We start from the raw sequence: 25438 nt of genomic DNA on the forward strand, positions 1-25438 counted from the left end.
TGAACTCGACGGAATACTTTCTAGGCATAGTTCAATCCTTCCTTAGCTGAGGTAGGAACTAAACCCAGGACGCTTCACTTGGTGCGGATGGACACTGACACCGAGAGTCAAGGACAAGGATGCAGATCGAGACGCGATCAACAGACTGTTTTTTGGAAGCATCGATCGAAATTTCAGGGGCAAGAGGCATGAGTACAGCGAGGTGCTCCATGTACTGACCTCTAACCCTGTTGAGCTGACGAAAGATCTCGCTGACCAGATACATGTCAATGCTCGGATTGCCACGGTAAAAGCATCCGCCGCAAAGTGGGCCATCCGGTACGCTCTCGCTGCAGGAGCCGCTATCGCAGTCCTGTCCCTCGTTGTCGGTATCACGAACAGTTAGGACGCAAATGGACGGCAACTATAGACCGTATGACTGGAAGGCCAGCTCGGCACGGATCCAAGCGATCCTGGACCAGCCGGCAGGAGCGTATGAGGAGGTAGACGGACTCCCTGACCGAGACAAGCTCACGTTCTCTAACGGCTTCTACGGCATGTGCTCGGCGATCTTCATTGACATCCGAGATTCGTCCGGCCTGACATCGAAGCACAAGAGACCCGTTCTTGCGAAGATCTACCGGTCGTTTATCTCGGAAATGGTCGCAGTCCTAAACTCCAACTCTAATGTGCGCGAGGTCAATATCGTCGGCGACTGCGTGTGGGCCTCCTACAAGACGACGCAGGTCAACCACATCGACGATGTGTTCGCTACAGCAGCGCAGGCCAATACCCTCCTAGACCTCCTCAACCACCACTACGAGAAAGCAGGGATCACCCAGCTCAGCATCGGCATAGGCGTTGAGTACGGGCGGGTCCTCATGATCAAGGCGGGTTATAGCGGCAGCACGATCAACGACGTCGTATACATGGGCGACGTCGTCAACAGGGCAGCCCATCTAGCGCACCTAGCGGGGCGCGGTTGGGGATCGAGCCCGGTTGTCGTCGGAGGCGTCTTCTACTCGAACCTGAACGATCACAACCAAGGCCTACTCCGGCCGCAGGGGATGCCCGGCATCGGAACCGTGTACCAGGGAAATCCCATCATCCCGCAGATGGACGAGTGGATCAGCTCCCTCAGTTGACATCTCCCGTCAGACAGACCACCAGAACGTCGACCCATAGATCCGATAGCCCATGTCGGAGGTCCCCAGGTCAGTCCACATGTTCTGCTTCGGGTTACCCCCTAGCTTCGAGGTCTCATTCAGCCTGTTGTAGACGTCGGCGGTGATGTAGGTCGGGTAGCGAGGATCGAGCGCAGCCAGCTTCGCCGCATTGTTTGCTGCGTTCCCAACCCACACCAAGTCATTGCTGCCTCGGATGCCTGTTCGGGCGACGAAAAGCTTCGAGGTATCGATGCCGACCCGCTGCTTGAGCACGAAGGTGCTCTTCGGGTACTTCTCAGCGATTTTCGCTGCCACGATATTCTTCGACGCCCAGTTGATCTGGAGCCCACACTTCGCGGCAGCGGTGTTCTTCGAGTCCCCGATGAACACACCCATGACACGGTCCCCATCGTAGGCCGTGATGATACCACCCCGCGCTCGAATGATCTTAGCTGCACAATAGAGATAGCTCTTGTAGACCTCCGCAGCGAACCAGTCCTTGTACCCCTTGACCATCTTCGTCGACGACGCAAGATCCGCGTAGAGGACAGTTGCGTCGAGCTCGACAGCAAGGTTCTTCAGCGGAAGGTCATCGGCGTCGGGCACCTTCTGGCCTGCGCGACGTTCCCACTGTTCGTCGACGGTCTTCTGGACGTACTCCTCCAGGTCATCTTTCAGACTCATGCCGAGGCTCCTCCCCACGATCGCTCTAACCGTTTGCTCATTCAGCTTACCCATTGCGCGGTGTCAAGGGGTTGCTGCAATAGGTCTGCTCGCGACCTTTCACATACACCAGAGGTTATATGACGAAACAGAACTCCACGGAGGGGCGAAAGAAGACAAGATCGCTCCCCGTCACGAAGAGCTAGCACCGCCGAAGTTGCCCTCAGGCAGATTCGGACTCATTCTCACAGTCAGTCGCGGAACAAGAACAACTCAGCACGGTCCCGACTGCAACTAAAACTGTTCCTCCGAAGCTAAATACCATCTTCTAACCGCTGGCGAAGCACGACTTCCTCTTCATCGCTGAGTCCAGCGAGTCTTTCACCCTGCTGTTCTTCTTCGAATCGCAGCGCATCCGCCAATGTTTCTTTCAACGGGCGAATCCGCAGGCCAGCTTCGTAGGCTGCGGCGCAATCGAGTAGCGCGATGTTGCGAAACTGTACACCTGGCACCCACAACGGCAACGAATTTGAGCCCATCCACGGGGTTACATCACAAGCGAGAAGCAGTTCATCGGAAAAAGGTCGCGCTGCAGCCTTCGATGCGGTTAACTCACGTGAAATCTTGAACACATCGGACAAGGAAGTAGCAAAACCCGTGGCGTTAAAGGTTCCGAAAGTCCCAACTTCTGCAGACTCAACTATCCAATTTGCAAGGTCTTTCACATCAATCATAGCGACGGGAAACGCTGGGTCTGGAACGATAACGTTCTCACCCGTGGGATGCGCGAAGCGCCACGGATAGTAACCACTGCGCCCTGTTTCGTCACCGTAACCGGCGATCAGACCGGGGCGAACTACCATTACCGACCGATTTGTGCTGCGATATATCGTTTCGCAAGCAGACTTTGCGCCTGGGTACTGCCCCATGTTTTCCATGAGGTCAATTTCAAGCGGAGTGACTACGGAATCAGACTCGGAAGAAATACTTCCCTGGTCTTCATATACGCTGCTCGAAGACACATATATACGATGCTTGGCCTGAAGTTTCGCCGCCGCATCTCGCGCATGCTTGGGCTGACTCGTCAGATCCACAACGGTGTCCCAAGTTTTCCCCGCAATCTCGTCGTACGCACCGTCACGGTCACGGTCCGAACTCACAAACTCAGCTCCATCGGGAACCTTCCCGTTACCCCGTGCAAGGCAAGTAACTTGATGCCCCCGCTCGACTGCCGCAGATGCAATGTGTCCTCCAAGGAAACCGGTACCACCGAGCAATAAAAAGTTCATATCACTAGTTGTACACGAAACCTTCTCACACGTGACCGGTCTTAATCCCAGCGCATCCAAGCTAGATTCAGAAGTCAGAGCAGGGTTACCCCACCATCTGCCAGGGATTCTTATTCGGCTAACCTACACATTGAACTTAAATTCCACTTGGTTCAAGTCATCCGCGTGGCCCCGCGGTCGACCCGCGCCGGGTTGATGTGTGCGTTGGGGGGTGTGCAGCGGCACGGTCTTTTGGGGGACTGCGTCCTTGGCTGGTCTCTCCGCGGTGATCGCCGCGCGGCCGAGCGTGCTGGATGCGCTGCAACTTATTGGTGGGCTCTTTCTTATCTATATGGGTGTGGCCTCGATTCGTTCCGGTTTTGCATCCCGCCGCGGATCCACCGTGGTGGTGGGCACTGAGAATTACACGGAACAGGCTATTGCGGCCGGCAGTATTAATGACATGACCGGGTGGCGCGCTTATAAGCTCGGCGTGGTTACGAACCTGTCCAATCCGAAAGCGCTCGTTTTCTTTGGTGCGGTTTTCGCGCAGTTTATTCGCCCCGATATGTCGCCCACTTGGACCGTTGCGGTGACGGTAATCCCCGTGGCGATGTCCGTGACATGGTTTTCTACCTTTGCGCTCATTGTGCGCGCAGCATCGCGCTGGATTGCGCATCATTTCGCGACCATCGATATCGTTTCTGGTCTTATCTTTGCGGTGCTGGGATTCATTATGGTCGTGGAGGGCGCTATCGAGCTCTTCGGTTAGTACAGGTAGTGGATTTCTATAAAAGAGTTGATATAGGAGCTACCTACATCACAGAACTTACCTGTTTCGCTGCAGGTGAGAGGGTTCTTATAGTGGCATGTGTTAATCCAATCGCATGCGAGTATGGAGGTGTTAGGTGGCTATTAGCGCCCTGGTGACCTTAATGGGCGTGTGGTTCGCGGCGATGGCCTCGCCGGGCCCAGACGTAGTGCAAATCATTCGCTTAGGTGCGCGCTCTACGCGCGCAGCCGTATGGGCGGCGCTTGGTAGTACCACCGGCCTTACCATTTGGACCGTGGCCTCCTTGGCGGGGCTATCCGCGCTGATTTCTGCGCACCCTGGCATCCTCGTGGCGCTGCAGGTTCTCGGTGGTTGTTACCTGCTGTGGATGGCCTATACCGCCATTACCGGCGGCATCAAGGAGCGCCGCGCACCCGCAACCGTAGTGGGCACCGAAACCCGCGTCCCGCAGCCGCGCGGGTTTACGCCGGACGGCATCATCAAGGCGGGCACTGCCTATCGCATGGGATTTATCTGCGATCTTTCGAACCCCAAGGTGGTCATCTTCTTCGGCGCCATCTTTGCCAATTTCATTGATCCCAGCATGGGCATTGGGGCCAATCTCATGGTGGGTGCCGTATTGATTCTGGAAAGCCTCGTGCTTTTTGTCGGCGTGGCTTTGAGTACCCGCGCGGTTTCGAAGTGGATGGCTAAGAATTCCGCCTGGGTGGATATTGTCAGCGGCGTGGTCTTCCTGCTGCTGGGTGTCATCATCCTTTTTGAGGGCGTGCGTGGACTTATAGCCATGTAACCTGGATCCATGATTTTTACCACTACTAATACCGTTGATGGTTATGAGATTACGGACTATATCCGCATTATCGCCGGAGTGACCGTCATCGGTATTAATATGCTGAAGGATTTCGGGGCATCCATCCGCAATATCACCGGTGGGCGCTCCGCCGGGTACGAGAGCGAGGCCATCAAGGCGCGTGAGGCGGCACTCGATGAATTGTGGGGTCGCGGTCAGGAGCTCGGGGCCGATGGTGTGGTGGGCATTGCCTTCGATTATTCGCCCATGGGAACGTCGAATGACATGCTGATGGTCACGGCCACCGGCACGGCGGTGAAGCTGCGCGCCCGTGATTAAAATCGGCAAGAAAACACTGGCCCTGTGCGCTGGGTTATGCGCGGCCGCCGGACTCATGGCGGGGTGCGAGGAAGAACCGCCGCAGCCGGGCAGCGTGCCGAATGAATCGCAAGGCGTGGCCGATGGCTATATCACCACGCTGCCGGACCAGGGCACAACGGCCAATGGCCAGTACCAGATCATTAACCTACAAAATCATCGCAGTTTTGTAGTCCACGTGCCGTTTAATGCGGATAAGCACCACCGCTTGCCCGTGGTCGTGGCGATGCACGGCTATGAGATGGACGCCGGCAACATGTTCAAAGGCACCGACTTATCCCAGGGCGATGCCATTACCGTCTTTGTCCAAGGTGCGGGCAAGGCGTGGGCGCCGGCACCCTATGCGGTAACCAGCTTGGACGATGACCTCAAGTACGTGGATGACACGATTGATTTCGTCCGGCGCCATTATCCCGCCACGGACACCACCTATGGCGTGGGCTTTTCCAATGGCGGCGGATTCGCCCGCGCGGTGACCTGCAAGCGGCCGGGCCTATTCGATGCGGTGGCCACGGTTTCGGCGGCAAAATATGACCGCGTGGAAAAAGACTGCGCCAGCGAGCCCACCGATTACCTAGATATCCACGGCACCGAAGACGTGCTGATGAAATATGGCGGTGGGCGCCAGCACGGTGCGCACTACCACTCGGTCAAAAAATCGCTGCGCGGGATTGCCAGGGAGAATGGGTGTAACCCGTTTCCAAAGAGGCGTCGGAAAGAAGCGGTGGAGCACTTTACCTGGCGGGTATGTGATGCGCGCACCGAGCAATACACCATCCACGGTGGCGCGCACACGTGGAATGGCGGGGCCACGGACCATTCCGGTTTGGTGAAAGCGGAGTGGACCACCGATACGGTCCTGGATTTCTTCCATATCGCCCACCCGTAGCGATAGCCGCGCGCGGGCTGGGTAAGCTGGGCGGCATGCTAGACATTCCTATCAACGGCGACTCCATCAAATTGGGCCAGTTCATCAAGCTGGCCAGCTTGGTGGCTACCGGTGGCGAAGCTAAAGAGCTCATCGCAGAAGGCGTAGTTACGGTCAATGGCGAGCCCGAGACGCGCCGGGGCGCCATGCTCCACCCAGGCGATGAAGTGTGCATCGAGGACGCCTGCGCGCGCGTGGGCGAGCCGGACGATGACGATGATTACTTCGATGAGGCCACGGCCGACGATGACTTTGATCCAGAAAAGTGGAGGAATATGTAGATGCCAGCATTCGAAGCTGAAGTGGGCATGCCCTACTGGATCGACCTGACCACCTCGGACCCGCGCAAGTCCGCACACTTTTACGAGCAGGTGCTGGGCTGGGAAATTTCCGCCGAGTCCGGCGAAGATAATCCGTACCAGATGGCGCGCCTGCAGGGCCTGCCCATCGCTGGGCTGATCCCGCAGCCGGAGGAGGCCCCCATGCCGGATACGTGGGTGACCTACTTCCTGTCCAAGGACATCGCGGGCGATTGCCAGCGCGCGCAGAACCTCGGCGGGCGCATCCTTGTGGAGCCGCAGCAGGTGCAGCTGGGGCACATGGCCCTGCTTGTCGACGCCGCCGGAGGCATGTTTGGCCTCATCCAACCGGCCGGCCCGGAGCACTTCGTGGCCGCCGGCGAGCCCGGCACCCCGGTCTGGCACGAGCTCACCACAACCTCGGGCTTCCAGCGCGCAATGGATTTTTATGGCGAGCTATTCAACTGGGAAATCCGCGCCATGCAGTCCGAGGATGAGAACTTTATCTACGCTACCGCGGAAGAAGACGGTGCGCCGTTTGCCGGCCTGTGGAACGCCGAGGGGCAGTTCCCGGCGCAGGTCCCGAGCTTCTGGCAGACCTACCTGGGCGTGCGCGATATCGACGCCGCTGCGAAGAAGGCCGTGGAACTAGGCGGCGAGGTCATCCGCGAACCGTGGGATTCGCCCTTCGGCCGCATGTGCCTTTTGGCCGATTCCACCGGTGCAACCATCACCCTCACCGAGGTCGAAGACGCCCCCGAAGAAGAGCCCACCGAGTCGGATGATGTGCTGGGCCTCGACCCGCAATAATTGCGATGAGTGAATCGCCACTGGTCAAACGTGTATTGGCGGTCGTTGCCGTGATTCCGCCCGGCAACGTCACCTCCTATGGTGAGGTGGCCAAGGTGGCCGACTGCGGTGCGCGCAACGTCGGTACCGTGTTAAAACGCCACGGCGGCGGTGCCAATACCGCTTGGTGGCGCGTTGTCCGCGCCGATGGCGCCTCCCACGATCCCGCCCGCGCCGCGGAGTTCTGGGATCGCGAGGCCATCGCGCACGCCAACGGCCGCGTTAAAATGCACGAGCACGGAATCGACGCCCGCGAATTACAGGAGTTGATGGAGTGAGGGCCTGGGTCATTCTCTTTCTCGCGATTGCCAGCGAAGTCGTGGGCACCGTCGCGCTGAAGTACGCCGTAGAGCATGTCTGGATCTACGGTGTGGCCGCCTTCTGCTTCATCCTTGCTTTTGTGCTGCTCCACCGCGTCATGCAAGAAGGCGTCAACGTGGGCGTGGCCTATGGACTCTGGGCATCCGGCGGGGTCATTTCCACCGCGTTGCTGTCCGCCGCGCTATTTGGCGAGCCGCTTGGCGCAGTAAAACTCACCGGCATTGCGCTCATCATGGGCGGCGTTTTCTGCGTAGAAATGGGCGCTAAGTCGGACAAGGACCACGACCGCACCGTGGAGGTGGCGCCGCAATGATCTGGTTCCTCCTTTTCCTCGCCACCGCCATTGAGGTCACAGGCACGCTGTGCCTGCGCATGTCCGCGGTAACCGGCCGCCGCTTCTGGGTGGCGCTCGTTGCCCTGTGCTATGTCTCTGCCTATGGATTCTTGGCGCTCGTGCTCAAGGCCGGCATGGATCTGGGTGTGGCCTACGGCATTTGGGCGGCCACCGGTGTTGCTTTGACCGCTATCGCCTCCTACCTCCTATTCAAGGAGCCATTTACCTGGCTGAAATCCCTCGGCGTGGTGCTCATTGTCGGGGGAGTCCTGCTCGTAGAAGCCGGGGCATAGCACTGACAAAACAAGCACGTTTCGTCTCTCACGGAGCATGAAAAGGGCGAAACGTGCTTGTTTTGTATGAAGGCGGCGAGCTTTAGCGGATGTAGGCGAGGGCGTCGTCGGCAGTGCTGTGGCTATAGCTCTCATCGGACCTGGCGAGCTTATTGCCGCGCAGCACCAGCCATATGCTCAGCGGGTAGAGGATAAGCGCTACCGTGACGGCCTGGATGATGGCGGCGACCTCGGAATCGTGCAGGTAGTTCCAGCAAAAGTGGAGGAGGAACGCGGCGGCGAGGCAGCCGAGAAAGACACCGATGCGCCACCACAGCGGCTTGGCCGCGGCATAGAGCGCCCAGCCGATGCCCCAGCCGGCCAGCGCGGTGAGCAAGACGTGCAGGCCAGGGCCGGCGATGAGCCGCAGGCCCCACATCTCAAATAAGCCCTGGATATCGCTATCGGGATGCATGGTGGCACCCATGGCGCCGTAGAGGATGTTTTCGCAGGCCTCGAAGCCTAGGCCCACCACTGCGCCCACCGTCCAGCCATGCCAGGGGCGGTTGAGCTGGCGGAAGGACATGAGCACGAAGATAACGCCGGTGGCCTTGGAGATTTCCTCTGGGTAGGCGCCGCTCCAGGACATCATGGCATCGACCCAGCCGGTGCCGATGGCGAGCTGCATGACCGGCCCAGCGCTAATAAGCGCCAAGGAAACGGCCACACCGCCGCCCCAAAGGAAAGCCAGTAGGGCCCACAGGCGCGCCGGGCGTGCCCACATGGGGCTGCGTTGCAGCAGGTAGATGACCAACGCTACGAGCACGGCGGCGATAAGCAGGCTGAGCAGGCCCATCAGGGGAGAGATTAAGAATGTGCTCAGCGTCTGGACCAAGAACGCGATGAGTCCAATGCCGGAGAGGATCCACAGCGTGGTGCGAAAGAGCTTGGACATCTAGTACATCAACTCCCCGGAGAAGTCAGCGAATTCTGCATCAGCATCGGCGGGTAATTCCTCTTGGCCGAAGGCATGCCAGATGCGCGAGGTGGTGGCTCGGGCTTGATCGCCCTTTCCGGTCACGGTGACCACCCAATCTTTGTTTTCGTCTTCGCCGGTGCCGTCGAGGGAGAGGGCGGCGGTGGAGGAGGGGGCGTCGGCAAGCAGGAGTGCTCCATTCGTGCCGTCGAAGGTAGGGGCGTCGGCCGGCAGGGAAGTCATGGCGAGGGCGCGGACCATGCGGCGCAAGGTGGTGGCATCGTCCTTGGCATCCTCGGTGAGGGTGGCCTGTACGCTGACATCGCCGCAGATCCAGCCGATGCTGGCGAGGGATTCATAATCTCGCTCGCAGTAGAGATCGGGAACGTCAATCTCCCAGTCCTGGCTGGGCTCGGTCAGGGTGACCTGCTCGACGTCTGCGGAGGAATCCGCCAGCGCCGCCTGCACAATTGTGGGCAGAGCGAGAACCACCGCCACGAACGCAATAACGGCGAGGAAAAGGCGCCGCGGATGCGCTGGAGGAAAGCGATAAAATTCCATAGCCCACACCTTATCTTGCTGCTTTGACCTAGAGTGGCAAGCATGAAAGATCTTTATCAACTAGTCAATGGACCCTGGCTGGAAAGCCACGTCATTCCCGATGATCGCGGCGTGGATGGCACCTTCCACGCGCTGCGCGATGAGGCGGAGGAACTCGTGCACGAGATCGTGGACAAGGACACCGGCCGCCCGGGCAAGCTCTATGCCTCCTTTATGGATACCGAGGGGGTCAACGCGGCCGGCATGGCTCCATTGGACGCGGATCTGGACCGCCTGAGCGCGGCCGGCCCAGAGGAACTGGCGCAGCGCCTGGGTGAACTTGAGCGCACCGGCGTCGGCTCCCCGGTGACCTTCTGGGTATCCAAGGACTCCGGTTCCGAGGACGCCATTGCTTATGTCATCCAATCCGGCCTGGGCCTGCCGGATGAGGCTTATTACCGCGAGGAAGCCCACGCGGAAACGCTGAGCGCTTATGAAAAGCACGTGGCCGAGATGCTGGAATTCCTCGACCCAGCCCGCCTCTTTGGCCTGGGCGCCGAGGTAGCCGCCCATCGCATCGTCGGCTTGGAAAAGGAGCTGGCCGCTGGCCATTGGGACGTGGTCTCCACCCGCGATGCGGTTAAGACCTATAACCCCTGCGAATTTAGCGAGTTGCCCACCATGACCCGTGCTCTGCTCTCCGGCGGCAACCTGCCAGAGCACCGCGTGGTCAATATGATGCCGTCCTACCTCGAGCACTTCGAGCGCCTCTTTACCACCGCGCGCATGGCCGATTGGCAGCTGTGGGCCACCTGGCACATCCTGCGCTCCCGCGCGGCTTTGTTGCCGGAGGAAGTAGGCGCGAAGAACTTCGAGTTCTATGGCACCAAGCTCTCCGGCGCTACCCAGCAGCGCGACCGCTGGAAGCGCGCCGTGGGCTTGGCCGAGTCCCTCGTTGGCGAAGAGATTGGCCAGGTATTTGTGGATAAGCACTTCCCGGCCTCTTCCAAGCGCGAGATGGATGAGCTGGTGGACTACCTCATCGCCGCCTACCGTGAGCGCATCTCCCAGCTGGAGTGGATGACGCCGGCCACCCGCGAGCGCGCGCTAGAAAAGCTGTCCCAGTTCAAGGCCAAGATTGGCTTCCCGGATTCCTGGCGCGATTACTCCGGGCTCGAGATCTCTGGCAAGGGCGCGGACCTGCTGGCCAATGCCCGCGCCGGCTCCGCCTTCTCCCATGACTTTGAGCTGGCCAAGATTGGCAAGCCGGCCGACCGCGATGAATGGGTGACCACCCCGCAGACGGTCAACGCCTTCTATAACCCGGTAGTCAATGACATCACCTTCCCGGCCGCCATCCTGCGCCCGCCGTTTTATAACCCGGATGCTGATGCCGCAGAAAACTTCGGCGCCATCGGTGCCGTCATCGGCCACGAAATTGGCCACGGCTTTGATGACCAGGGCTCGCAATTTGATGGCCAGGGCAATCTGAATTCCTGGTGGTCCGAGGAGGATCGCGCGGCCTTTGAAAAGTTCACCGCCAAGCTGGTGGAGCAGTTCAATGGACAGGTACCGACGGTGCTCAAGGAAGCCGGCATCGACTCCACCGGTGTCAACGGCAGCTTCACCCTGGGCGAGAATATCGGTGACTTGGGCGGTTTGGGTATCGCTGTGGTGGCTTTCAAGAACTACTGCGCCGATAAGGGCATTGACCTGCAGGGCAAGGAGGAGAAGTTCGAGGTAGATGGCGCCGAACCGGAGTTGGCCGAGCACACCTACACCGGCCTGCAGCGCTTCTTCCTATCCTGGGCCCGCGTGTGGCGCACCGCCATCCGCCCGGAGATGGCTACCCAGTACCTGGCTATTGATCCGCACTCGCCGGCGGAGTTCCGCTGCAACCTCATCGCTGCCAATATCGCGGAGTTCTACGAGGCCTTTGACGTAGCGGAGGATTCCGCCATGTACATTGCGCCAGAGGATCGCGTCACCATCTGGTAGCCCTTTTAGCCGGTAGGCGGTGCGCGTAGGCTCGGTGGCATGACTAACGCAGATGCTAACCAGGACCCGCACCGCCCGCTGGAGCCCGGCCAGGAATGGCACATCGGCGGCCAAGACCGCCAGATGGAGGAAAAGGAACAGCTCGAGCAGCTCGTTGCCTATATTGACGCCCACTATGACACCCCGGATTTTCGCCCGCCGTGGGCCGGGGGCGGCTCCCCAGAGGCGGACCAATATTGCGCGCTCTTGCCGGACCGAATCACCCACGCGGCAATGATGGTGCTCGGTACTGCGGTGGATCATGCGCTGCCAGGTACTGCGTACACGGAAGGCATTAGCGTAGAAGAGTCCGAGGTGGGTGCCATTTTCCGGCCCAGCACGCCCACCGGCCGGTGGGCGGTCTCGCTGCATTCGGGCGGTTGGTGGCGCGGCGATGGCCAAGCGCTGGAGATGCAGTGGCGCCCCGAGGTAGCCGCCGCCGCGCAGCTATCCGGCACCACCATTATTGACGTGGATTATCCCCTCGCCCCCGAGCACACCGTGGCGGAGATGGTCACTGCCGTGCAGCAAGCCATCGACTATGCCCGCGCGCAGGGTGCTTCTAGCGTTACTACCTGGGGTTATTCCTCCGGCGGGGTGCTGGCGGTGCTGGCGCCTGCCGACGCCCTGCTGCTCACCTTCCCCGACTTCGGCGCCCTGGCAAATCTGCCGGAGGACCTGCGCGCCGGATACGGCATCCCAGCGGACCTATCTGAGCTTGGTCCGCACACTTTCGTGCAGACCGCCACTGAAGATGAGATTGCCGCGCGTGTTTCCGTGCCAGGTGCCGCCGCGCGCGATTATGTTTCCACCCACCGCGTGTCCACCCCGGCGGTGGCGCGGCAGCGCGTGCGGGATGCGGCGGCGTTTCTGGCAGGCGAGCTAGAAAAATAAAAGGTTCCTGGCGGTTCCATACTAAAAGGGAACTAGTTTCAACAAGGGTGCGACTAGTTCCGCATGACTATATCCACCCATGGCGCGCTATCGCGCCTGCATAAATTCGCCGGCGTAATCATTGCGCCCTTTCTCATTGTCGCAGCGTTAAGCGGGTTTCTCTATGCCTTGGCGCCCACCTTTGAACCGTGGATTTACCACGATGAGGTGACAGCCACCGCGCAAGGCAGCCCGCGCAGCCTTGATGAACAGATTGCCGCCGCCCAGCGCCAGCACCCGGATGGGACGGTGGTTCGGGTTGAGCCTTCCGAAGACCCGCAAGAGACCACCCGCGTGCTTTTCGACGACCCCACCGCCCCCAATTCCAGCTATACCCACGCTGTCTTTGTAGACCCGGTGGACCTGCACATCACTGGCGAACTACAACAATATGGCGGATCCCGCGCGCTGCCCTTCCGTACGTGGGCCTCCGATGGCCACCGCACCCTGTGGCTGGGCGAGCCTGGCCGCCTCTATGCCGAACTTGCGGCCTCGTGGCTCGGTGCGCTGAGCATCCTTGGCCTTTACCTGTGGCTTAAGCGTAAGCAGAAGAATAGAAAGCGGCTTTCCAAGCCGCTGACGTTGCATGCCCGCGTGGGCGCTTGGTTGCTGCCAGGCTTTCTCTTCCTGACCGTCACCGGCCTGACGTGGTCGCTGGTGGCGGGTACCGCGATTGGTAAGGTGCGCGAGGAACTGAATTGGAAGGAACCGTCCGTGGCAACCTCCGTTGCGGAAGTGGGCGCTAGCACTGAGACGGGGGAGCGTTCCGGCCACGCTGGTCACAAGGGCCATGGGGGTCATGCGGGTCATGCGGGACACGAGGGCGGTGCGAAACCTGTCGGGGCCCAAACCGCATTGTCGGCAGCACGCAGCCAAGGATTGACCGGGGTTCTGGAGATGACCCCACCGGAAAAGCCAGGCGATGCGTGGGGCGTGCGCGAGGCTCGTGCGGCCTTTAAGCTGCGCAGCGATGCCGTAGCAGTGACCCCGAACGGGGAGGTCATCGACCGCATCAATTCCGCCGACTGGCCGCTTGCCGCACAGCTAACCTCGTGGCTCATCCAGCTGCACATGGGGACGCTTTTTGGCATCTATAGCCAGATCGCCTTGGCGGCGCTGGCCTTGGGATTGCTCGTGGTGAGTATCGCGGGTCTGCGGATGTGGTGGATAAAGCCGCGCCGCGGCCTGCCCGAGCTAAAAATTACCCCCGCCGTGCTGGCGGGGGTGATGGCCTATTCGATCATCGCGCCGCTCTTTGGCGCCTCGCTTGTGATCTTTTTCCTAGGCGATTGGATTGTGCGGCGGTTGCGCGCCCCGCAGCGGGGCCGAGGCGCTGCCGCAGGTGAGACTACTCCTCGCCCTCGGGGCGAATCTTCATCTCGGAGTCTTTCCACAGACCGGAGCGGGTAATGTCCTCATAATCGATCTCGGCGGGGACTGGGGCATTGCCCTGTGAATCGGTACGCAGCTCGTACTTTTCAATGGCGCCCCAATCGCGGGCCCAGTCATTATTGAGGTAGCTCGGGATCTCATAGGAGTAGTTGACCGCCTCCGCGGTGGACATGGCGCCACCGCCGGAGAAGGACTGGAAGTCCGTCAGCGAGGTCTGGGCCGAGGAGTCTGGCAGGATGCGGTACTGCGGGATTTCGGTAACGCCGGCGAAGTGGTCAAAGGTGCGCTGGCACGGGAACTGTAGGGCTACGGCCCAGTCCAATAGTGCCGGGGTGTCCTTGGAGAACTGGTTATTGATGGTGTCTAGCTCTGGGACGCGCGGCGGAGTAAAGGCCAGCCAGTCATCCTCATCGGTGGAGTCATCCGTTGCTACCAGGCGCACCACGTTGGCATCCTTTGGCAACTTATCCAGCGGCAGGCGCAGGTTGCGCCACTTTGGCGTGGCACCGACGGCGGAGAGTTCTTCCTCGCCAGTATTGGTGACCTTTCCGGAGCCATCGATGGTGCCGTATTCGAGGCTAAGCTTCATGCCTTCCTGCTCTACCCCGTTGACGTCGTGGTGGTAGATATTGCCGGCTGCAGATACGGCGAGCACGGGAGTATTGTCCTTGGCCTCTGGCAGGTTGTACCACTTGGTGGTCACCTCAGAGGTGGAGTCTTGCGCCTCGGAATAGGAGCCGAGCACCGGCACCTTGGTGTAGTCCAGGTTGAACGGCAGGTGCATGGTGGAACCATTGACGCCCTGGGTGCCGCGCACGCCACCTTCCGAAGTATTGGTGGTTTCCTTAGACTTCTTGTCCTGCTTATTCTTAGTCTCCTGGGAATCGGCAGAATCGCTCGTGCCGCCGGATTCGGTATCCGCGCCCGAGGTAGCAGTATCCGCGCTATCGGAGGAGGAATTGCTGGAGCCATCCGCGATGGCACCCACGGAGGCGGAGTTCTGGTTTTCCGGCTCGATGGATTCCGGGATGAAGTTCGGGTCGAAACCGGTGTGGGTTTCGTCCTCATCCACCAGGGAATCGCCCAAGTCGCCGTCCACCGGGGTCAGGAAGGAATCATTGGTGTTGGTCTCCACCATGGTCTGATCCGCCAGAGCACAGGTATTGCCGCGCAGGGAGGCCACGTTGCCCTTGCCCACGGAGTAGGAATCCGCCTGCGAGACGGTGGCCTTGGCAAAGGAAGCACACGATAGCGCTACCACGATGGCACAGGCCAAGGCGATGGGCGCGGACATGATACCGGCGGAGCGCGAAACCTTAGCGGCGGCATTTTTCTCAAATTCCGCCAGGGTGCCGGCCTCTTCTGCTTGGGACTTGCGGTAGCTATGGCGCAGGGACTGCACCACGCCGATGGCGAAGATGATGAGGGCGATGGCGAGCAGCACCTTATTGGCCTCGATGGCCTTGAGCTGCACCGTGCGATCCCACCACGGAATGCCAAAGGAGGATACGTACCACCAGGCGTTCCAGCCGGCGAAGGAGATGGCGAGCAAGAAGACCACCGCGGCGATGGAGAAGGTGCGAGCGCGCGGCGAACGCAGCGCAAACTGAGAGAGCACCACGGCACCGAGGGCGGCGATGACACCGGCCACGCCGGCGTAGATGCCAAAGTGGTGGGTCCACTTGGTGGGGGTGAACATGAGGAAGAACATGGACAGCGCCACGATGATGAGCAGGCGCTGGGTCGGGCCGACGGCAGCACCAACGACGCGGCGGTCCTTGATAAAGGCCGCCACGATGAGCACCAGGCAGAAGAGCATGGTGAAGACCGCGAAGCGGCGGGTCAGCGAGCCATCCACGGATTCCTGGAAGAGGGTGGAGTAGCGCGCGTACTCGGCGTACCACGGCAGGGAGGGGCCGACCTCGGAGCGCACGCGAGTGGATTCCAGCACGGTAGAGAGTGTTTGGTCGCCAAAGGCGGCGACCATGATGGCGGTGCCAGCGCTCAGGAACGGCGCGATGAGGGAAAGCCAGCCCAAGGCGCCACCGCCCATGGACGGCACGCGCTCGGCCATGGCACGGAAGAGGTGCGGCAGGCTGACGAGGAATACGCCCACGGCAAAAAGGCCGGTGGGGCCGGCGGCCAGTGTGATGGTTGCGGCGATGGTGCCCACGGCCGCCGGAAGCAGGCGGCGGGTGGCAATGGCGCGCTCGAAGGAAGCCCAGGTAAACATCACTCCGAGCGCCACGATGGGCTCTGGGCGGGTGCCGTTGTTATATGGCAGCCAGAAGGCCAGGAACATCAGCGCTGCGGTCCAGTGGGCGACCCGGCGGCCGTCGACAAGCTGGCCAAAGCGCGGCAGCATCTCGCGGGAAAGGATAAACCAGATGATGAGCCCGGAAATCAGGCCCGGCAGGCGCACGAAGACCGAGGCGGTAGAAATCTGGGAGAGTACGGCAACCAGGTCGTAATAGGGGGAGCCAAAGGGCGCCTCCGGCACGCCGTACCAGCGGTAGTAATTGGCCATATAAGTCGCGTGATCGAAGACGCGGCTCATGGAGAAGATGAAGCCATCATCGGAGGTATTGGCGCCGAGGATGTACCAGAATCCCAAAATGGCGGCGACCACGCCATCGAGCGGGCGCACCTTCTTCCACGTCTCGGGCATGAAGCCGAAGCGGCGGCCGTCGAGGCGGTCGATGCGCCACAGGCAGAACAGGGACACGACCACCATGGCGATGCCCAGCCACATGGCAATGGTCTTGAGCAACGTCGGGGACGAGGTAAAGCGGGAGTTGATATCGACGTGGACATTGAGGCCGTCGTCAAGCAGGGCTTGCACGTCAGCCTTATCGTCGATTTCGGTATAGACGCCGGTGACCTGCGGGCGCAGATCCTCCTCGGTGGTCTTTTCATGCTCGCCCACGCTCACGGAGGTGCCATCGCCCGTAGCGGAAATTTCAATCCTGGCGTCCTTGGGGAGCTTGGCTACCTCTTGGGCGTTGAGGGTAAGCAGCACCTCATCCAAGGACACAACGGACAGGCCCTCGTCATTCGCACGGACGAAAAGGCCGCGGTTGGAGGCCTTCTTGGACTCCGGTGGGACGGTGCCGTAGACCATGGACTGGCCCTCGCGCAGTTCATCGACTGCGGAGATGGGGATGGTGGCCTTCAGGTCCTCTGGGGCGACGGAAATGAGCGGCGCGTTGATGGACTGCACGGAATCATGCTGTGGCCAATCATAAGAGGACTGGGTTTGGGTCACCGGCAGTAGCGGGGTCGCTACAAAACACAGGAAACCAATCAGCCCGGCAATGATTGCGGTCCACCGCAGGCCCGCGGGGGCGGCGGTGAAGCGGGAGCCGGCAGCGGCAGGTCGCGCTTGGGTGGTATTCGTAGTGAGGCTATCTGACACGGCGATTAGTTTACGTCAGATAACCCCTTCGGCCCGCGGGCACACCCTGCCACGGGCGGGAAGTGTGGGTGAACTTACTTGGTGCGAACGGCTGTTACAAAGGGACCGGTTTGCTGCAACTTCCAGCCCTTATCAAAAACGTCGGCATTGAAGAAGACCGCGCGGTAGCGAATATTCGGCTGGTTGGGATAGATATCTTCTGCTAGGTGGAGCTTGAAGCCATCGTCCTTATTCTCCAGGTCGCCGCGGAACATCATGACATCCGGGCCGCGCCAGGCGGCAGAATCCAAGGCTTTGCGGAACTCCTCCGGCTGCATATCCCAGGAATCATTGGCCCAGGTCTCAATCTGTTCATTGCGGGTGCTGAACTCGCCCAAGGGATTAGCGTAGTGGCTGGTAAAGGCGTTAAAGCCCCAGTAGGGGTAATAAGACATGAAGGTCTTTTCATCCGTGAGCACCACCGTTTCATCCGGCGTATAGCCCTGGTCCTGAATAAAGTTGTGGATATCCAGGTAGTAGTGGGCGGAATCGCTGGTGAAGCGGTCCGCGCGTTCGCCGTAGCCATCGGTATCGCTATAGGCGTGATCGATGGCGTCCTCGTTGGCCTCTGGGATCTGCTGCGCATAGAAGACGCCGGCCAGGGCCAAGATGATGCCAAAGACCGCGGTGATCTGCTTATTGGTGGTGTGGGAGAACCGCGCCGGGTAGAGGCGGTGCACGCCGAGTAGACGAATCTCTGCCAGGGCTAGGATGCCGGCGGTGGCAAAGAGGAGCACCACGATCACCTCGAGGCGGAAGCTGAGCAGCGTGGTGCCGGCCAGGGTTGCCACCATAGACACCACGGTCCACAGGTAGGTGCCAAGGAGGGAGATGCCCAGCGCGCGTACCTCCACGTCATTGAGGCGGATGACGATGTAAATAAGCCCCATGAGGCAGAGGAAGCCCACAATGCTGAAAGACAAGAAAGGCACTGGAATTTGCGTGCCTTCCTCCGGCAGGTAGTGCTGCGCGGTGGTTTGCAGTGGCGCCGGTGAGTGCATGACCGACCATAGGTAGGGCCCCCAGGCGATAAGCGCGATGGCAATGGAGCCTACCGCCATGATCACCAGGCGCAGGATGGGGCGCCACGTATGCTCATAGAGCGCGGTAAACAGCGCGATGAGGCTGACTACTGTAAGTGCGGCCGCACCGGTGAAAAGGGTATAGAACGTAGCGGAAATGCCCAGGTAGAGCGTTACTCCCAGGGTAGCCAGCCCGGAGCCGCGGAAGGCGCGGGCGCTAAGTACCGCAACGGCGGGCAGCCCCATGGCAATGACCGCGGAATAGGGCTCCTCGGCCGCGATGGTGAGTGTAATCGCGGTGGTCACCAGGGCGATGGCGGTGGCGACCGGCAGGGAACTGGTCAGGCGCTGCCAGATGGGCACCAAAATACAACCGGCCACGGCAATGGAGATGAGCGCCCAGGGCTGGTAGACCTCCCAGCCCGGAATTCCCATGAGCGCACCCAAGCGGCCACCCAACCAGAACCAGCCAATCGGATAGAAGGACGGCATGTCCTGGTAGTTCATGTCCGCATAGCCCATCTCATCCACCGAACGGGTGAGGAACTGGGTGCGGAACGCCTGATCCACCTGTACGCCATCGAGCCACAAGCGGGAGGCAGACAGCGGCAGGCCCACGGCGGCCAGGGTCAGCAAAGCGGGAGACAGGTAGGTGACCGCGTAGGTCAGCCAGGCCCGCCAGCGTGGCCGGGCAAAGGTCTCCTTGTAGTGGTCATAGAGCCACCACACGCACAGCCCGCCGGCCAAGGCCAGCGTGAGCACCACACCCACCGTGGCCAGCGCGCGGGTGACCATGGAGGTATTAAAGGACGGCAGCGAGACCGTCTTGAAGGCAAACCATCCCAGCAGCGTTACCACGCCACCGGCCAGGGCGGCCAGCACAATACCCAGCAAGGTCGCGCGAGGGGTCAGCGCATCGGCGCGGTAGGCCTCGGTGCGGTTATCCTCGCTCACGGGCGTTGACTGGGCGGGTACAGCGGTGCTTGTCATGCCCATTAGTTTCGCATACCCAAGCCCCCCAGCCCAGATTTGGCGCGGGCAGGTGAGCACTTGCTTGCCGACGTCCCCCTGATACACCACCGCCCCCGTCACTTCCCTCGCCGCGGGTGTGCGGCGAGGCGAAAGAGCGGGGGCGGGGCGGAGGCGAGCCGGCCGGCTGGCGCCAGCGCGGAAAGCTGAGGCGTTTTAGAACGGCAGCTTGCGGAAGATGGCCTGCGGGATGAACTTGAATGCCAAAGACACGTACTCAAACAGTGGGTGTACGAAGATGGACTGCTTGCCCTCGAGTACGGCCTTGACGGTGGCCTCGGCAACGTCGGAGACGTTGACGGTCAGTGGGGCGTCGCCAGCCTCGGCGGACATCTTGGTGCGCACCTGGCCCGGGCGGACAACCAGCACGTTGGCTCCGGTGCCACGCAGGGCCTCGCCCAGGTTGATGTAGAAGCCGTCCACGCCGGCCTTGGAAGCGCCGTAGACAAAGTTGGAACGGCGCACGCGCATGCCTGCTACGGAGGACATAGCGATGATGGTGCCGTGGCCTTGGTGCTTGAACTTCTCACCCAAGAGCACGCCTACGGACACCGGTGCGGTGTAGTTGGTCTGTGCGGAGGCGACGGCCTTGTCGTGGTTTTGCCACAGCTCTTCCTGGTCACCCAGGGTGCCGAAGGCAACGATGGCTACGTCGACGTCGCCGCGGGCCCAGGCCTTATTAATAACGTCCGGGTGGGAGTCGAAGTCGGTGGCATCGAAGTCGAGGACCTCTACGTCAGCGCCGCGGGATTCTAGGTCAGCCTTGGCCTGCGCGATGCGCGGGGACTCCGGGCGGGCGGCCAGGGTGACCTTGGCCGGGCCGCGCTGCAGGAACTCGGAGACGACGCCGAGGCCGATCTCAGAGGTGCCGCCCAGAAGCAGGATGTGTTGTGCTTGGCCTACTGCATTAAGCATGGTCAGTAAATCTCCTTAAAGGTGTTATTTCCAGTGATTAGTGCAGCTCGAGGCGGCGGGACATATCGGAGGCAAAGACGCCGGTCGGGTCGATCTCGTTGCGGGTCTTCAGCCAGCCTTCCATGCCCGGGTACATCTTGTGGAAGTTCTCCGCGGAGGTACGGGATTCCTTGGCCAGGTAGAGGCGGCCGCCGAATTCCATCACGCGGCGGTCCAGGTCATCCAGGAACTTGCCCAGGCCCGGACGAATGGGGAAGTCCACGCAGACATTCCAGCCCGGCATCGGGTAGGACAGCGGCGCGCGGTTGCCTTCACCGAAGAGTTTGAACACGTTGAGGGCGGAGTAGTGGCCGGAGCGCTGCATATCGCGGATGATCTCCTTGAACGGCTCCACGGCCTCGGTCGGTACCACGAACTGGTACTGCAGGAAGCCCTTGGAACCGTAGCCGCGGTTCCACTCGCCGATGAGATCCAGCGGCTGGTAGAACTGCGTCAGGTTCTTGACCTGGTTCTTCGCCGGTGCGCCCATGGTGTAGTACGCCAAGCCCACGGCGGAGAGGGAGAGCTTATTCATGGTCCAGGATGGGAAGATATCCGGCACCGTCATTAGCTGCGGCGCATTGAACTTCAGTGGGTCCTTGGCCAGCTTCGGGGCGAGCTCTTCCAGCTGTGCCAGGGTGGCCAGCGAGCCGCGGGAAATGGTGGAGCGGCCCAGCTTTGGTTCTGGTGAGATGACATCGAACCAGGCGGAAGAATAGGTGTAGTTGTGCTCGGAACCATCGGAGTGGAAGGCGATGGTCTCATCCAAGTTATCGGTGCGGTCCGTATCCGCGATGAAGTAGGCGGTTTCCGTCTTGGTCATGCGGATGGTGGCGCGCAGGATGATGCCGGTCAGGCCCATACCGCCGACGGTGGCCCAGAAGAGGTCGCCGCTCGGGTCATCCTCGGATCCCTCCGGGGTCAGGTGCAGCACGCGTCCATCGGCTACGAGCAGCTCCATGGAGACCACGTGGTTACCAAAGGAACCGGCGGAGTGGTGGTTCTTGCCGTGAATATCCGGGCCGATAGCACCACCGATGGTGACCTGGCGGGTGCCCGGTAGAACCGGAACCCACAGGCCATATGGCAGGGCGGCCTTCATCAGCTGATCCAAGGTGACGCCGCCATCGACGTCCACCAGAGCGGACTCCGGGTCGATGGAGTGGATCTTATTGAGCTTTTGCATGTCGATGACCAGGCCACCGCCATTTTGGGCGGGGTCACCGTAGGAGCGGCCCATACCGCGGGCGATGACGCCACGGCGCAGGTGGGCGGGCTTATCCGAGTTATCTTCTGCAACCTGGGCCACGGCCTTCTTAATGACGTCCACGTCTTCGGTGGCGAGAACGTGGGCGGTCGTCGGGGCGGTGCGGCCCCAGCCGTGCAGGGACTTTTCAGTGGTATGTAATTCCATCTCTTACTCTTTGCTCGACGGATTTATGTCGCTTCTCTAGCCTACCTAGCTCACACGAGGGTGGTTGGAGTGACCCGAGTGATATTCGGTACAAAACGGACGTTTGTACTGCCCGAATGTGCCCGTTTACAGATCCATGAGTGTGCGGATCTCCTCCGGCAGCTCCTCCTGGGATTCAATAATCGGTCCATCATACTCCCGCAAAAGTTCATAGACGCGAGCCCGTGAGGAGGAATCCAGCATGGGCAATTCCTCTGCCATCAGGCGAATCATGAAAGGGCTCAACGGCACATCGGTATGCTCCGTGGCCTCGAAGTGGCCGTTGCGCTTATCGTCCTCCGCGCGCACATCCTGTGCCGCCTGTTGCGCCGGCGTCATATGCTCTGTCTTTTCCGAGTACATGCGCATTAGCTTACCGCCGCTTAAAGTAGTCGCTATGACCAACAACCGTGAGATGCACGATCAGCGCCAAGACAACTACGCCCTCGATGACACCCTGGCTGGCCGCATCACCCAGGCCGCCGCCGTGGGCATCGCGACCTCCTATCCGGATTGGATCACGTCCAAGGGCGGTTTGATCACCGCGTATACCTTGTCTTTCTTTGGCTTTGGCGCCCTGGTGGCCTATACCAACGCGCACGCTGAGCAGGACGGTGATGAGCCGCGCTCGCCGCAGGATAGTGCCGATCAAGGCCTCAAGCTGTGGGCTATTTTTGCCGCAGTGGTGCTGCTGCTCATCCTGGGCGGCTGGATGAACGTTGCCCTTTCCCGCAGCATGGTGAAGTTCCTGCGCAAGCGCGGTGCCAAGCGGCCGTGGACCCTCTTGGGTGCCATTGGTGCAGCGCTGACGTTCCTCATTAGTGAGCTAGAAGCACGGGATATTGCAAAACTAGCTTCCTAAAACTTGCGTATGGTGGGGCTCATGAACGCAGGGGTCACCGATATCGCACAGGCGCGGGCCAAACGCGCCGATGGCGTGGTATCCCTCAAGCGCGAGCCCCTCACCATCATCTGCCAAGCCGCGAATATACGCGCCGATGGCGAGGTGCACCGCCAGATAGGTTTTAGCGATGCTCTGACCTTCACCGAGCTGCACCGCGTGCTGCGTATCTGCTTTGGCCTGCCGGAGGAGGAATCCCCCTGGCACTTTTATGAACACAGCGAGGCCCGTGGCCCGCGCATCGATCCGGAGCGCCAGGCCTCCGAATTCCTGTGGCGCGAGGGCGATCAAATCGACTTCGCCTGGGGACTGTGGGACTTCGAGCTAGTAGTAGCCGAGATTTATCCCCGCGATAATGGCACCCCAGAGGCACTGTGCGTGGGCGGCTCCGGATCGCTCTTTCAGCCCTTTGAGCTGACCAGCGTGAACCGTGAATTGACCGGCCAAGAAGTTACCGATGAAGTCTTTTCCGCGGTATCGTCCCCCGTGCGCGATTTGATTGAGCGCACCAAACTCTATGACTTCGTCCCACTGCTGCAAGCGATGGACCTAGGCAGGGAAACCGACCTCACACCGCATACCGCCCGCGTGCTCGCCAGCCTGCCGCGCGAGGTGACCCATGAAGGCAAAGACGCCTTTTGGTCCATGGCGTTGGCCCTATCCTGCATGGGTGGCGCGGAGCTAACCGATTCCGTCGTGGAGACCACCATGGATGCGCTCGGCTGGGTCAATGACGATGGCACGGCGCTCTCCGGCGCCGACGTGCGGGAGCTGTGTGCGGCGTCGTTGCAGCAATTGGCCGGGATAGGCGCCTATGGCGCCGAATCCGCCGCGCCGGTGGATCGGTTGGACATGTACCGAGCGCTCTTGCGCGGGTAGGCTACTCACTCGTGACTAATTCCGCTGACGACGCCGTAGAAGTAAAGCCCTCATCCACCTCGCTGCATACCCAGCTGGTGCGTTTTATTTCCGTGGGTGTATTTACCGCCGCCATTGACTATGGTCTCACGCTGCTATTGACCTATTTGGGGCTGCACCGTTCCGCCGCCAAGGCCATCGGTTGGGTCTTTGGCACCATCGCCGCCTACCTAGCCAATGCGCGGTGGACCTTTGGGGCCAAGGTGTCTGGCCGCACGGCCGCGACCGTGGGCATCTTGTACGCCTCTACCTTTGCGGTCCAAAACTTCCTGTACTGGGTGCTCAATGAGCCGCTTATGGCCCTCGGCTTTGAGGGGGCGGTGAAAGACACCATCGCCTTCGTCATCGCCCAAGGCGTGGCCACGGTGACCAACTTTGCCATTCAAAGGGTCTTTATCTTTAAGGAAAAGTAGATGGCAGCAGCCTCCTCACGGACGTGGCGCGGCGCGGCCCGGCGGGCTTCGCGCTCGACCAGCCTGCGCGTGCAAAGCGCCAAGTTCGCGGTGACGGGGGCACTTGCCGCGCTTATCGACGTCTCCTTAACCTGGCTCCTGCAGATCGGCTTCGGCCTGCTGAGCGCCGATCCGGCGCGGGCGGTGGGCTTTATCGTCGGTACCTGGGCTGCCTATCTGCTCAATCGCCGCTGGACCTTCCAAGCCAAAGCCACCGCGGTGCGCTTCGCCGGGGTACTTGCCACCTACGGCGTGACCTTCGTGGTCAATATGGTGGCCTTTGCCATCTCGCAGGGCACCGCCACCGTGGTGAACTTTGCGGTGCAGCGCTGGATTATTTTCAGGAAGGCGGGAGTCAGGGTCGTCGCCAAGCAGGATCCGTCCTAGCCCTGGTGCGGCCGGCGGAAATCTTCTTGGCGCCCGCGGTTGTGGAGCTTGAGCCATTCGATAAAACCGGCCGGGTCGTGGCGCTGGACCAAGAAGAACCAGCCAAAGCGGGCAAATTCCTGGGGTAGTAGTTTGCGCATGCCGCGCTGCCACAGCAGGTAGCCGCGATTGCGGTAGGTGAAAAAGCGCTTGAACTCACCTTCTGGGTACTGGGTATGCATCTTCCCGCCCAGGATGGGTTTGAACTCATCCGATCCGTCCGGGTGCAGGTAGCTGGTGGTCAGCGCCGTGCCGAAGGAGAGACCGGAATTAACCAGCCGGCGGTGGTATTCCACCTCATCGCCGCGGATAAACAGCCGGTAGTCCGGCACGCCAATGATCTCCATGGCCGCGGCGGAAATCAGCGCACCGTTAAAAAGTGAGGCGATGCCGGGCAGGAAATCGCCCTCCAGCTCGTCCATCCGGCGGCGCCATACCAGCCCCTGGCGCAGGGGGAAGGCGAGGCGGCCGGGATCGTCAATATTGCATACCGCCGGGGAGACCTCATGCAGGCGGTTGGCTTCAGCCACCCGATACAGCTCCGCTAGTACCGCATGATCGGCAGGGCGGCCGTCATCATCGGCGCACCACACGGCATCGGCGCCCAAAGAAAGAGCGGTAAGAAAGCCCAGTGCAAAGCCACCGGCGCCGCCCAGGTTGGTTTCCGAAGGTACGTAGACGCCCCGGTCACCCGCCATGGATTCGACGAGTTCGCGCACCGCATCTTCTGCGCCATTATCCACCACGACTACCCACTGCACGGGGTGGGTTTGGTGGACTACCTGTTCAAGCGAGGCCCGCAGTAGCTCGGCGCGCTGATGGGTAACAATGACGGCGGCGGTGGAACCGGTGGAAGTCAGGGTGGCAGTCATGGGTTCCATCTTGCCACCGGGGTAGGGGACCAGCGCAGA

28 protein-coding genes are annotated in these 25438 nt (G+C 60.9%); 18 read left to right on the forward strand and 10 right to left on the reverse strand.

The genetic code is table 11. The features are described from left to right. Positions 1 to 94 precede the first annotated feature (94 nt). Together QP324_RS12315 and QP324_RS09205 are read left to right on the forward strand one after the other, a co-directional pair. On the forward strand, positions 95 to 385 hold the full coding sequence (locus QP324_RS12315; RefSeq protein WP_369184229.1) for a Pycsar system effector family protein: 291 nt from the start codon (positions 95 to 97) through the stop codon (positions 383 to 385). A gap of 151 nt (positions 386 to 536) precedes the next feature. Next, positions 537 to 1124 carry an adenylate/guanylate cyclase domain-containing protein gene (locus QP324_RS09205; RefSeq protein WP_237792314.1) on the forward strand — a complete coding sequence of 196 codons (588 nt, stop codon included), beginning with the start codon at positions 537 to 539 and terminating at the stop codon, positions 1122 to 1124. Positions 1125 to 1133: 9 nt separating this feature from the next. On the opposite strand, the gene QP324_RS09210 is transcribed toward QP324_RS09205, so the two are convergent. After that, positions 1134 to 1829, reverse strand: coding sequence for an adenylate/guanylate cyclase domain-containing protein (locus QP324_RS09210; protein WP_035108229.1), 696 nt, complete (start codon positions 1827 to 1829; stop codon positions 1134 to 1136). Between the two features lie 293 nt (positions 1830 to 2122). Continuing rightward, positions 2123 to 3097, reverse strand: coding sequence for an NAD-dependent epimerase/dehydratase family protein (locus tag QP324_RS09215; protein ID WP_250409641.1), 975 nt, complete (start codon positions 3095 to 3097; stop codon positions 2123 to 2125). A gap of 247 nt (positions 3098 to 3344) precedes the next feature. Between QP324_RS09215 and QP324_RS09220 the strand changes: the two genes are divergently transcribed. The 9 genes from QP324_RS09220 (at position 3345) to QP324_RS09260 (ending at position 8061) form a co-directional block, all read left to right on the forward strand. Beyond that, positions 3345 to 3848, forward strand: a complete 504-nt coding sequence (locus QP324_RS09220) for a LysE family translocator (protein ID WP_250409640.1) — start codon at positions 3345 to 3347, stop codon at positions 3846 to 3848. Positions 3849 to 3984: 136 nt separating this feature from the next. Continuing rightward, a complete protein-coding gene (locus tag QP324_RS09225) occupies positions 3985 to 4659 on the forward strand; it encodes a LysE family translocator (RefSeq protein WP_284815786.1) in 675 nt (224 codons plus the stop codon). A 9-nt stretch (positions 4660 to 4668) separates the two neighbouring features. Further along, positions 4669 to 4998 (forward strand): YbjQ family protein, encoded by a 330-nt coding sequence (locus QP324_RS09230; protein ID WP_284815788.1) that lies wholly within the window; start codon positions 4669 to 4671, stop codon positions 4996 to 4998. Further along, positions 4991 to 5926: a PHB depolymerase family esterase gene (locus QP324_RS09235; RefSeq protein ID WP_284815790.1), complete on the forward strand. Its 936-nt coding sequence runs from the start codon at positions 4991 to 4993 to the stop codon at positions 5924 to 5926. Before QP324_RS09230 ends, QP324_RS09235 begins: the two co-directional genes overlap by 8 nt. A 35-nt stretch (positions 5927 to 5961) precedes the next feature. Then, positions 5962 to 6246 carry an RNA-binding S4 domain-containing protein gene (locus tag QP324_RS09240; protein WP_005323225.1) on the forward strand — a complete coding sequence of 95 codons (285 nt, stop codon included), beginning with the start codon at positions 5962 to 5964 and terminating at the stop codon, positions 6244 to 6246. Beyond that, complete coding sequence (locus QP324_RS09245) at positions 6247 to 7074, forward strand: VOC family protein (RefSeq protein WP_049377081.1); 828 nt, start codon at positions 6247 to 6249, stop codon at positions 7072 to 7074. A gap of 5 nt (positions 7075 to 7079) precedes the next feature. After that, positions 7080 to 7391 carry an MGMT family protein gene (locus tag QP324_RS09250; RefSeq protein ID WP_049377080.1) on the forward strand — a complete coding sequence of 104 codons (312 nt, stop codon included), beginning with the start codon at positions 7080 to 7082 and terminating at the stop codon, positions 7389 to 7391. After that, positions 7388 to 7747, forward strand: coding sequence for a multidrug efflux SMR transporter (locus QP324_RS09255; protein ID WP_049377079.1), 360 nt, complete (start codon positions 7388 to 7390; stop codon positions 7745 to 7747). Before QP324_RS09250 ends, QP324_RS09255 begins: the two co-directional genes overlap by 4 nt. Further along, entirely contained in the window at positions 7744 to 8061 is a 318-nt protein-coding gene (locus QP324_RS09260; protein ID WP_005323220.1) for a multidrug efflux SMR transporter, read from the forward strand. Before QP324_RS09255 ends, QP324_RS09260 begins: the two co-directional genes overlap by 4 nt. A gap of 82 nt (positions 8062 to 8143) precedes the next feature. On the opposite strand, the gene QP324_RS09265 is transcribed toward QP324_RS09260, so the two are convergent. Next, complete coding sequence (locus QP324_RS09265; protein ID WP_049377078.1) at positions 8144 to 8995, reverse strand: PrsW family intramembrane metalloprotease; 852 nt, start codon at positions 8993 to 8995, stop codon at positions 8144 to 8146. Continuing rightward, a complete protein-coding gene (locus QP324_RS09270; protein WP_198492341.1) occupies positions 8996 to 9577 on the reverse strand; it encodes a hypothetical protein in 582 nt (193 codons plus the stop codon). A gap of 42 nt (positions 9578 to 9619) precedes the next feature. On the opposite strand from QP324_RS09270, the gene QP324_RS09275 reads away from it, so the two are divergent. The 3 genes from QP324_RS09275 to QP324_RS09285 all read left to right on the forward strand — a co-directional run bounded on the left by QP324_RS09275 (position 9620) and on the right by QP324_RS09285 (position 13936). Further along, the gene (locus tag QP324_RS09275) at positions 9620 to 11554 is read left to right on the forward strand and encodes a M13 family metallopeptidase (protein WP_284815792.1); all 1935 of its coding nucleotides are present in this window, start codon (positions 9620 to 9622) and stop codon (positions 11552 to 11554) included. 39 nt (positions 11555 to 11593) lie between these two features. Continuing rightward, positions 11594 to 12487: an alpha/beta hydrolase gene (locus QP324_RS09280; protein ID WP_284815794.1), complete on the forward strand. Its 894-nt coding sequence runs from the start codon at positions 11594 to 11596 to the stop codon at positions 12485 to 12487. A gap of 63 nt (positions 12488 to 12550) precedes the next feature. Then, the gene (locus QP324_RS09285) at positions 12551 to 13936 is read left to right on the forward strand and encodes a PepSY domain-containing protein (protein WP_284815795.1); all 1386 of its coding nucleotides are present in this window, start codon (positions 12551 to 12553) and stop codon (positions 13934 to 13936) included. On the opposite strand, the gene QP324_RS09290 is transcribed toward QP324_RS09285, so the two are convergent. From QP324_RS09290 to QP324_RS09310, 5 genes are all read right to left on the reverse strand, one after another. Continuing rightward, on the reverse strand, positions 13875 to 17333 hold the full coding sequence (locus QP324_RS09290) for an arabinosyltransferase domain-containing protein (RefSeq protein WP_284815796.1): 3459 nt from the start codon (positions 17331 to 17333) through the stop codon (positions 13875 to 13877). The genes QP324_RS09285 and QP324_RS09290 overlap by 62 nt on opposite strands. Before the next feature lie 74 nt (positions 17334 to 17407). After that, positions 17408 to 19384 carry a galactan 5-O-arabinofuranosyltransferase gene (locus QP324_RS09295; protein ID WP_284815798.1) on the reverse strand — a complete coding sequence of 659 codons (1977 nt, stop codon included), beginning with the start codon at positions 19382 to 19384 and terminating at the stop codon, positions 17408 to 17410. A 195-nt stretch (positions 19385 to 19579) separates the two neighbouring features. Further along, complete coding sequence (locus QP324_RS09300) at positions 19580 to 20338, reverse strand: decaprenylphospho-beta-D-erythro-pentofuranosid-2-ulose 2-reductase (protein ID WP_005329756.1); 759 nt, start codon at positions 20336 to 20338, stop codon at positions 19580 to 19582. Between the two features lie 37 nt (positions 20339 to 20375). After that, the gene (locus QP324_RS09305) at positions 20376 to 21791 is read right to left on the reverse strand and encodes an FAD-binding oxidoreductase (RefSeq protein WP_239279094.1); all 1416 of its coding nucleotides are present in this window, start codon (positions 21789 to 21791) and stop codon (positions 20376 to 20378) included. A 126-nt stretch (positions 21792 to 21917) separates the two neighbouring features. Next, complete coding sequence (locus QP324_RS09310) at positions 21918 to 22193, reverse strand: hypothetical protein (RefSeq protein WP_284815800.1); 276 nt, start codon at positions 22191 to 22193, stop codon at positions 21918 to 21920. Positions 22194 to 22227: 34 nt separating this feature from the next. On the opposite strand from QP324_RS09310, the gene QP324_RS09315 reads away from it, so the two are divergent. Genes QP324_RS09315 through QP324_RS09330 form a run of 4 tightly spaced genes read left to right on the forward strand, consistent with a single transcriptional unit; the run spans position 22228 to position 24488 of the window. Next, the gene (locus tag QP324_RS09315; RefSeq protein ID WP_239279093.1) at positions 22228 to 22692 is read left to right on the forward strand and encodes a hypothetical protein; all 465 of its coding nucleotides are present in this window, start codon (positions 22228 to 22230) and stop codon (positions 22690 to 22692) included. Between the two features lie 9 nt (positions 22693 to 22701). Next, positions 22702 to 23610, forward strand: a complete 909-nt coding sequence (locus tag QP324_RS09320; protein ID WP_336620585.1) for a hypothetical protein — start codon at positions 22702 to 22704, stop codon at positions 23608 to 23610. Positions 23611 to 23621: 11 nt separating this feature from the next. Further along, the gene (locus QP324_RS09325; RefSeq protein ID WP_284769274.1) at positions 23622 to 24062 is read left to right on the forward strand and encodes a GtrA family protein; all 441 of its coding nucleotides are present in this window, start codon (positions 23622 to 23624) and stop codon (positions 24060 to 24062) included. Further along, positions 24063 to 24488, forward strand: coding sequence for a GtrA family protein (locus tag QP324_RS09330; protein WP_284815803.1), 426 nt, complete (start codon positions 24063 to 24065; stop codon positions 24486 to 24488). Here QP324_RS09330 and QP324_RS09335 read toward each other — a convergent pair. Further along, complete coding sequence (locus QP324_RS09335; protein WP_284766415.1) at positions 24485 to 25408, reverse strand: glycosyltransferase; 924 nt, start codon at positions 25406 to 25408, stop codon at positions 24485 to 24487. The two genes, QP324_RS09330 and QP324_RS09335, sit on opposite strands and share 4 nt — an antisense overlap. Positions 25409 to 25438: the final 30 nt, after the last annotated feature.

The sequence above is a fragment of the Corynebacterium sp. UMB0012 genome (assembly GCF_030216265.1).
In the GTDB taxonomy this organism is placed as follows: Bacteria; Actinomycetota; Actinomycetes; order Mycobacteriales; family Mycobacteriaceae; genus Corynebacterium.

Bases quoted from the DNA above. Each gene is read 5' to 3' on its own strand.
- QP324_RS09320 (WP_336620585.1), top strand. From the start codon at position 22,702: ATGGTGGGGCTCATGAACGCAGGGGTCACCGATATCGCACAGGCGCGG.
- QP324_RS09275 (WP_284815792.1), top strand. From the start codon at position 9,620: ATGAAAGATCTTTATCAACTAGTCAATGGACCCTGGCTGGAAAGCCAC.
- QP324_RS09270 (WP_198492341.1), bottom strand. From the start codon at position 9,577: ATGGAATTTTATCGCTTTCCTCCAGCGCATCCGCGGCGCCTTTTCCTC.
- QP324_RS09280 (WP_284815794.1), top strand. From the start codon at position 11,594: ATGACTAACGCAGATGCTAACCAGGACCCGCACCGCCCGCTGGAGCCC.
- QP324_RS09260 (WP_005323220.1), top strand. From the start codon at position 7,744: ATGATCTGGTTCCTCCTTTTCCTCGCCACCGCCATTGAGGTCACAGGC.
- QP324_RS09335 (WP_284766415.1), bottom strand. From the start codon at position 25,408: ATGGAACCCATGACTGCCACCCTGACTTCCACCGGTTCCACCGCCGCC.
- QP324_RS09305 (WP_239279094.1), bottom strand. From the start codon at position 21,791: ATGGAATTACATACCACTGAAAAGTCCCTGCACGGCTGGGGCCGCACC.
- QP324_RS09295 (WP_284815798.1), bottom strand. From the start codon at position 19,384: ATGACAAGCACCGCTGTACCCGCCCAGTCAACGCCCGTGAGCGAGGAT.
- QP324_RS09310 (WP_284815800.1), bottom strand. From the start codon at position 22,193: ATGTACTCGGAAAAGACAGAGCATATGACGCCGGCGCAACAGGCGGCA.
- QP324_RS09300 (WP_005329756.1), bottom strand. From the start codon at position 20,338: ATGCTTAATGCAGTAGGCCAAGCACAACACATCCTGCTTCTGGGCGGC.
- QP324_RS09240 (WP_005323225.1), top strand. From the start codon at position 5,962: ATGCTAGACATTCCTATCAACGGCGACTCCATCAAATTGGGCCAGTTC.
- QP324_RS09330 (WP_284815803.1), top strand. From the start codon at position 24,063: ATGGCAGCAGCCTCCTCACGGACGTGGCGCGGCGCGGCCCGGCGGGCT.
- QP324_RS09230 (WP_284815788.1), top strand. From the start codon at position 4,669: ATGATTTTTACCACTACTAATACCGTTGATGGTTATGAGATTACGGAC.
- QP324_RS09315 (WP_239279093.1), top strand. From the start codon at position 22,228: ATGACCAACAACCGTGAGATGCACGATCAGCGCCAAGACAACTACGCC.
- QP324_RS09285 (WP_284815795.1), top strand. From the start codon at position 12,551: ATGACTATATCCACCCATGGCGCGCTATCGCGCCTGCATAAATTCGCC.
- QP324_RS09265 (WP_049377078.1), bottom strand. From the start codon at position 8,995: ATGTCCAAGCTCTTTCGCACCACGCTGTGGATCCTCTCCGGCATTGGA.
- QP324_RS09250 (WP_049377080.1), top strand. From the start codon at position 7,080: ATGAGTGAATCGCCACTGGTCAAACGTGTATTGGCGGTCGTTGCCGTG.
- QP324_RS09245 (WP_049377081.1), top strand. From the start codon at position 6,247: ATGCCAGCATTCGAAGCTGAAGTGGGCATGCCCTACTGGATCGACCTG.
- QP324_RS09215 (WP_250409641.1), bottom strand. From the start codon at position 3,097: ATGAACTTTTTATTGCTCGGTGGTACCGGTTTCCTTGGAGGACACATT.
- QP324_RS09210 (WP_035108229.1), bottom strand. From the start codon at position 1,829: ATGAGTCTGAAAGATGACCTGGAGGAGTACGTCCAGAAGACCGTCGAC.
- QP324_RS09205 (WP_237792314.1), top strand. From the start codon at position 537: ATGTGCTCGGCGATCTTCATTGACATCCGAGATTCGTCCGGCCTGACA.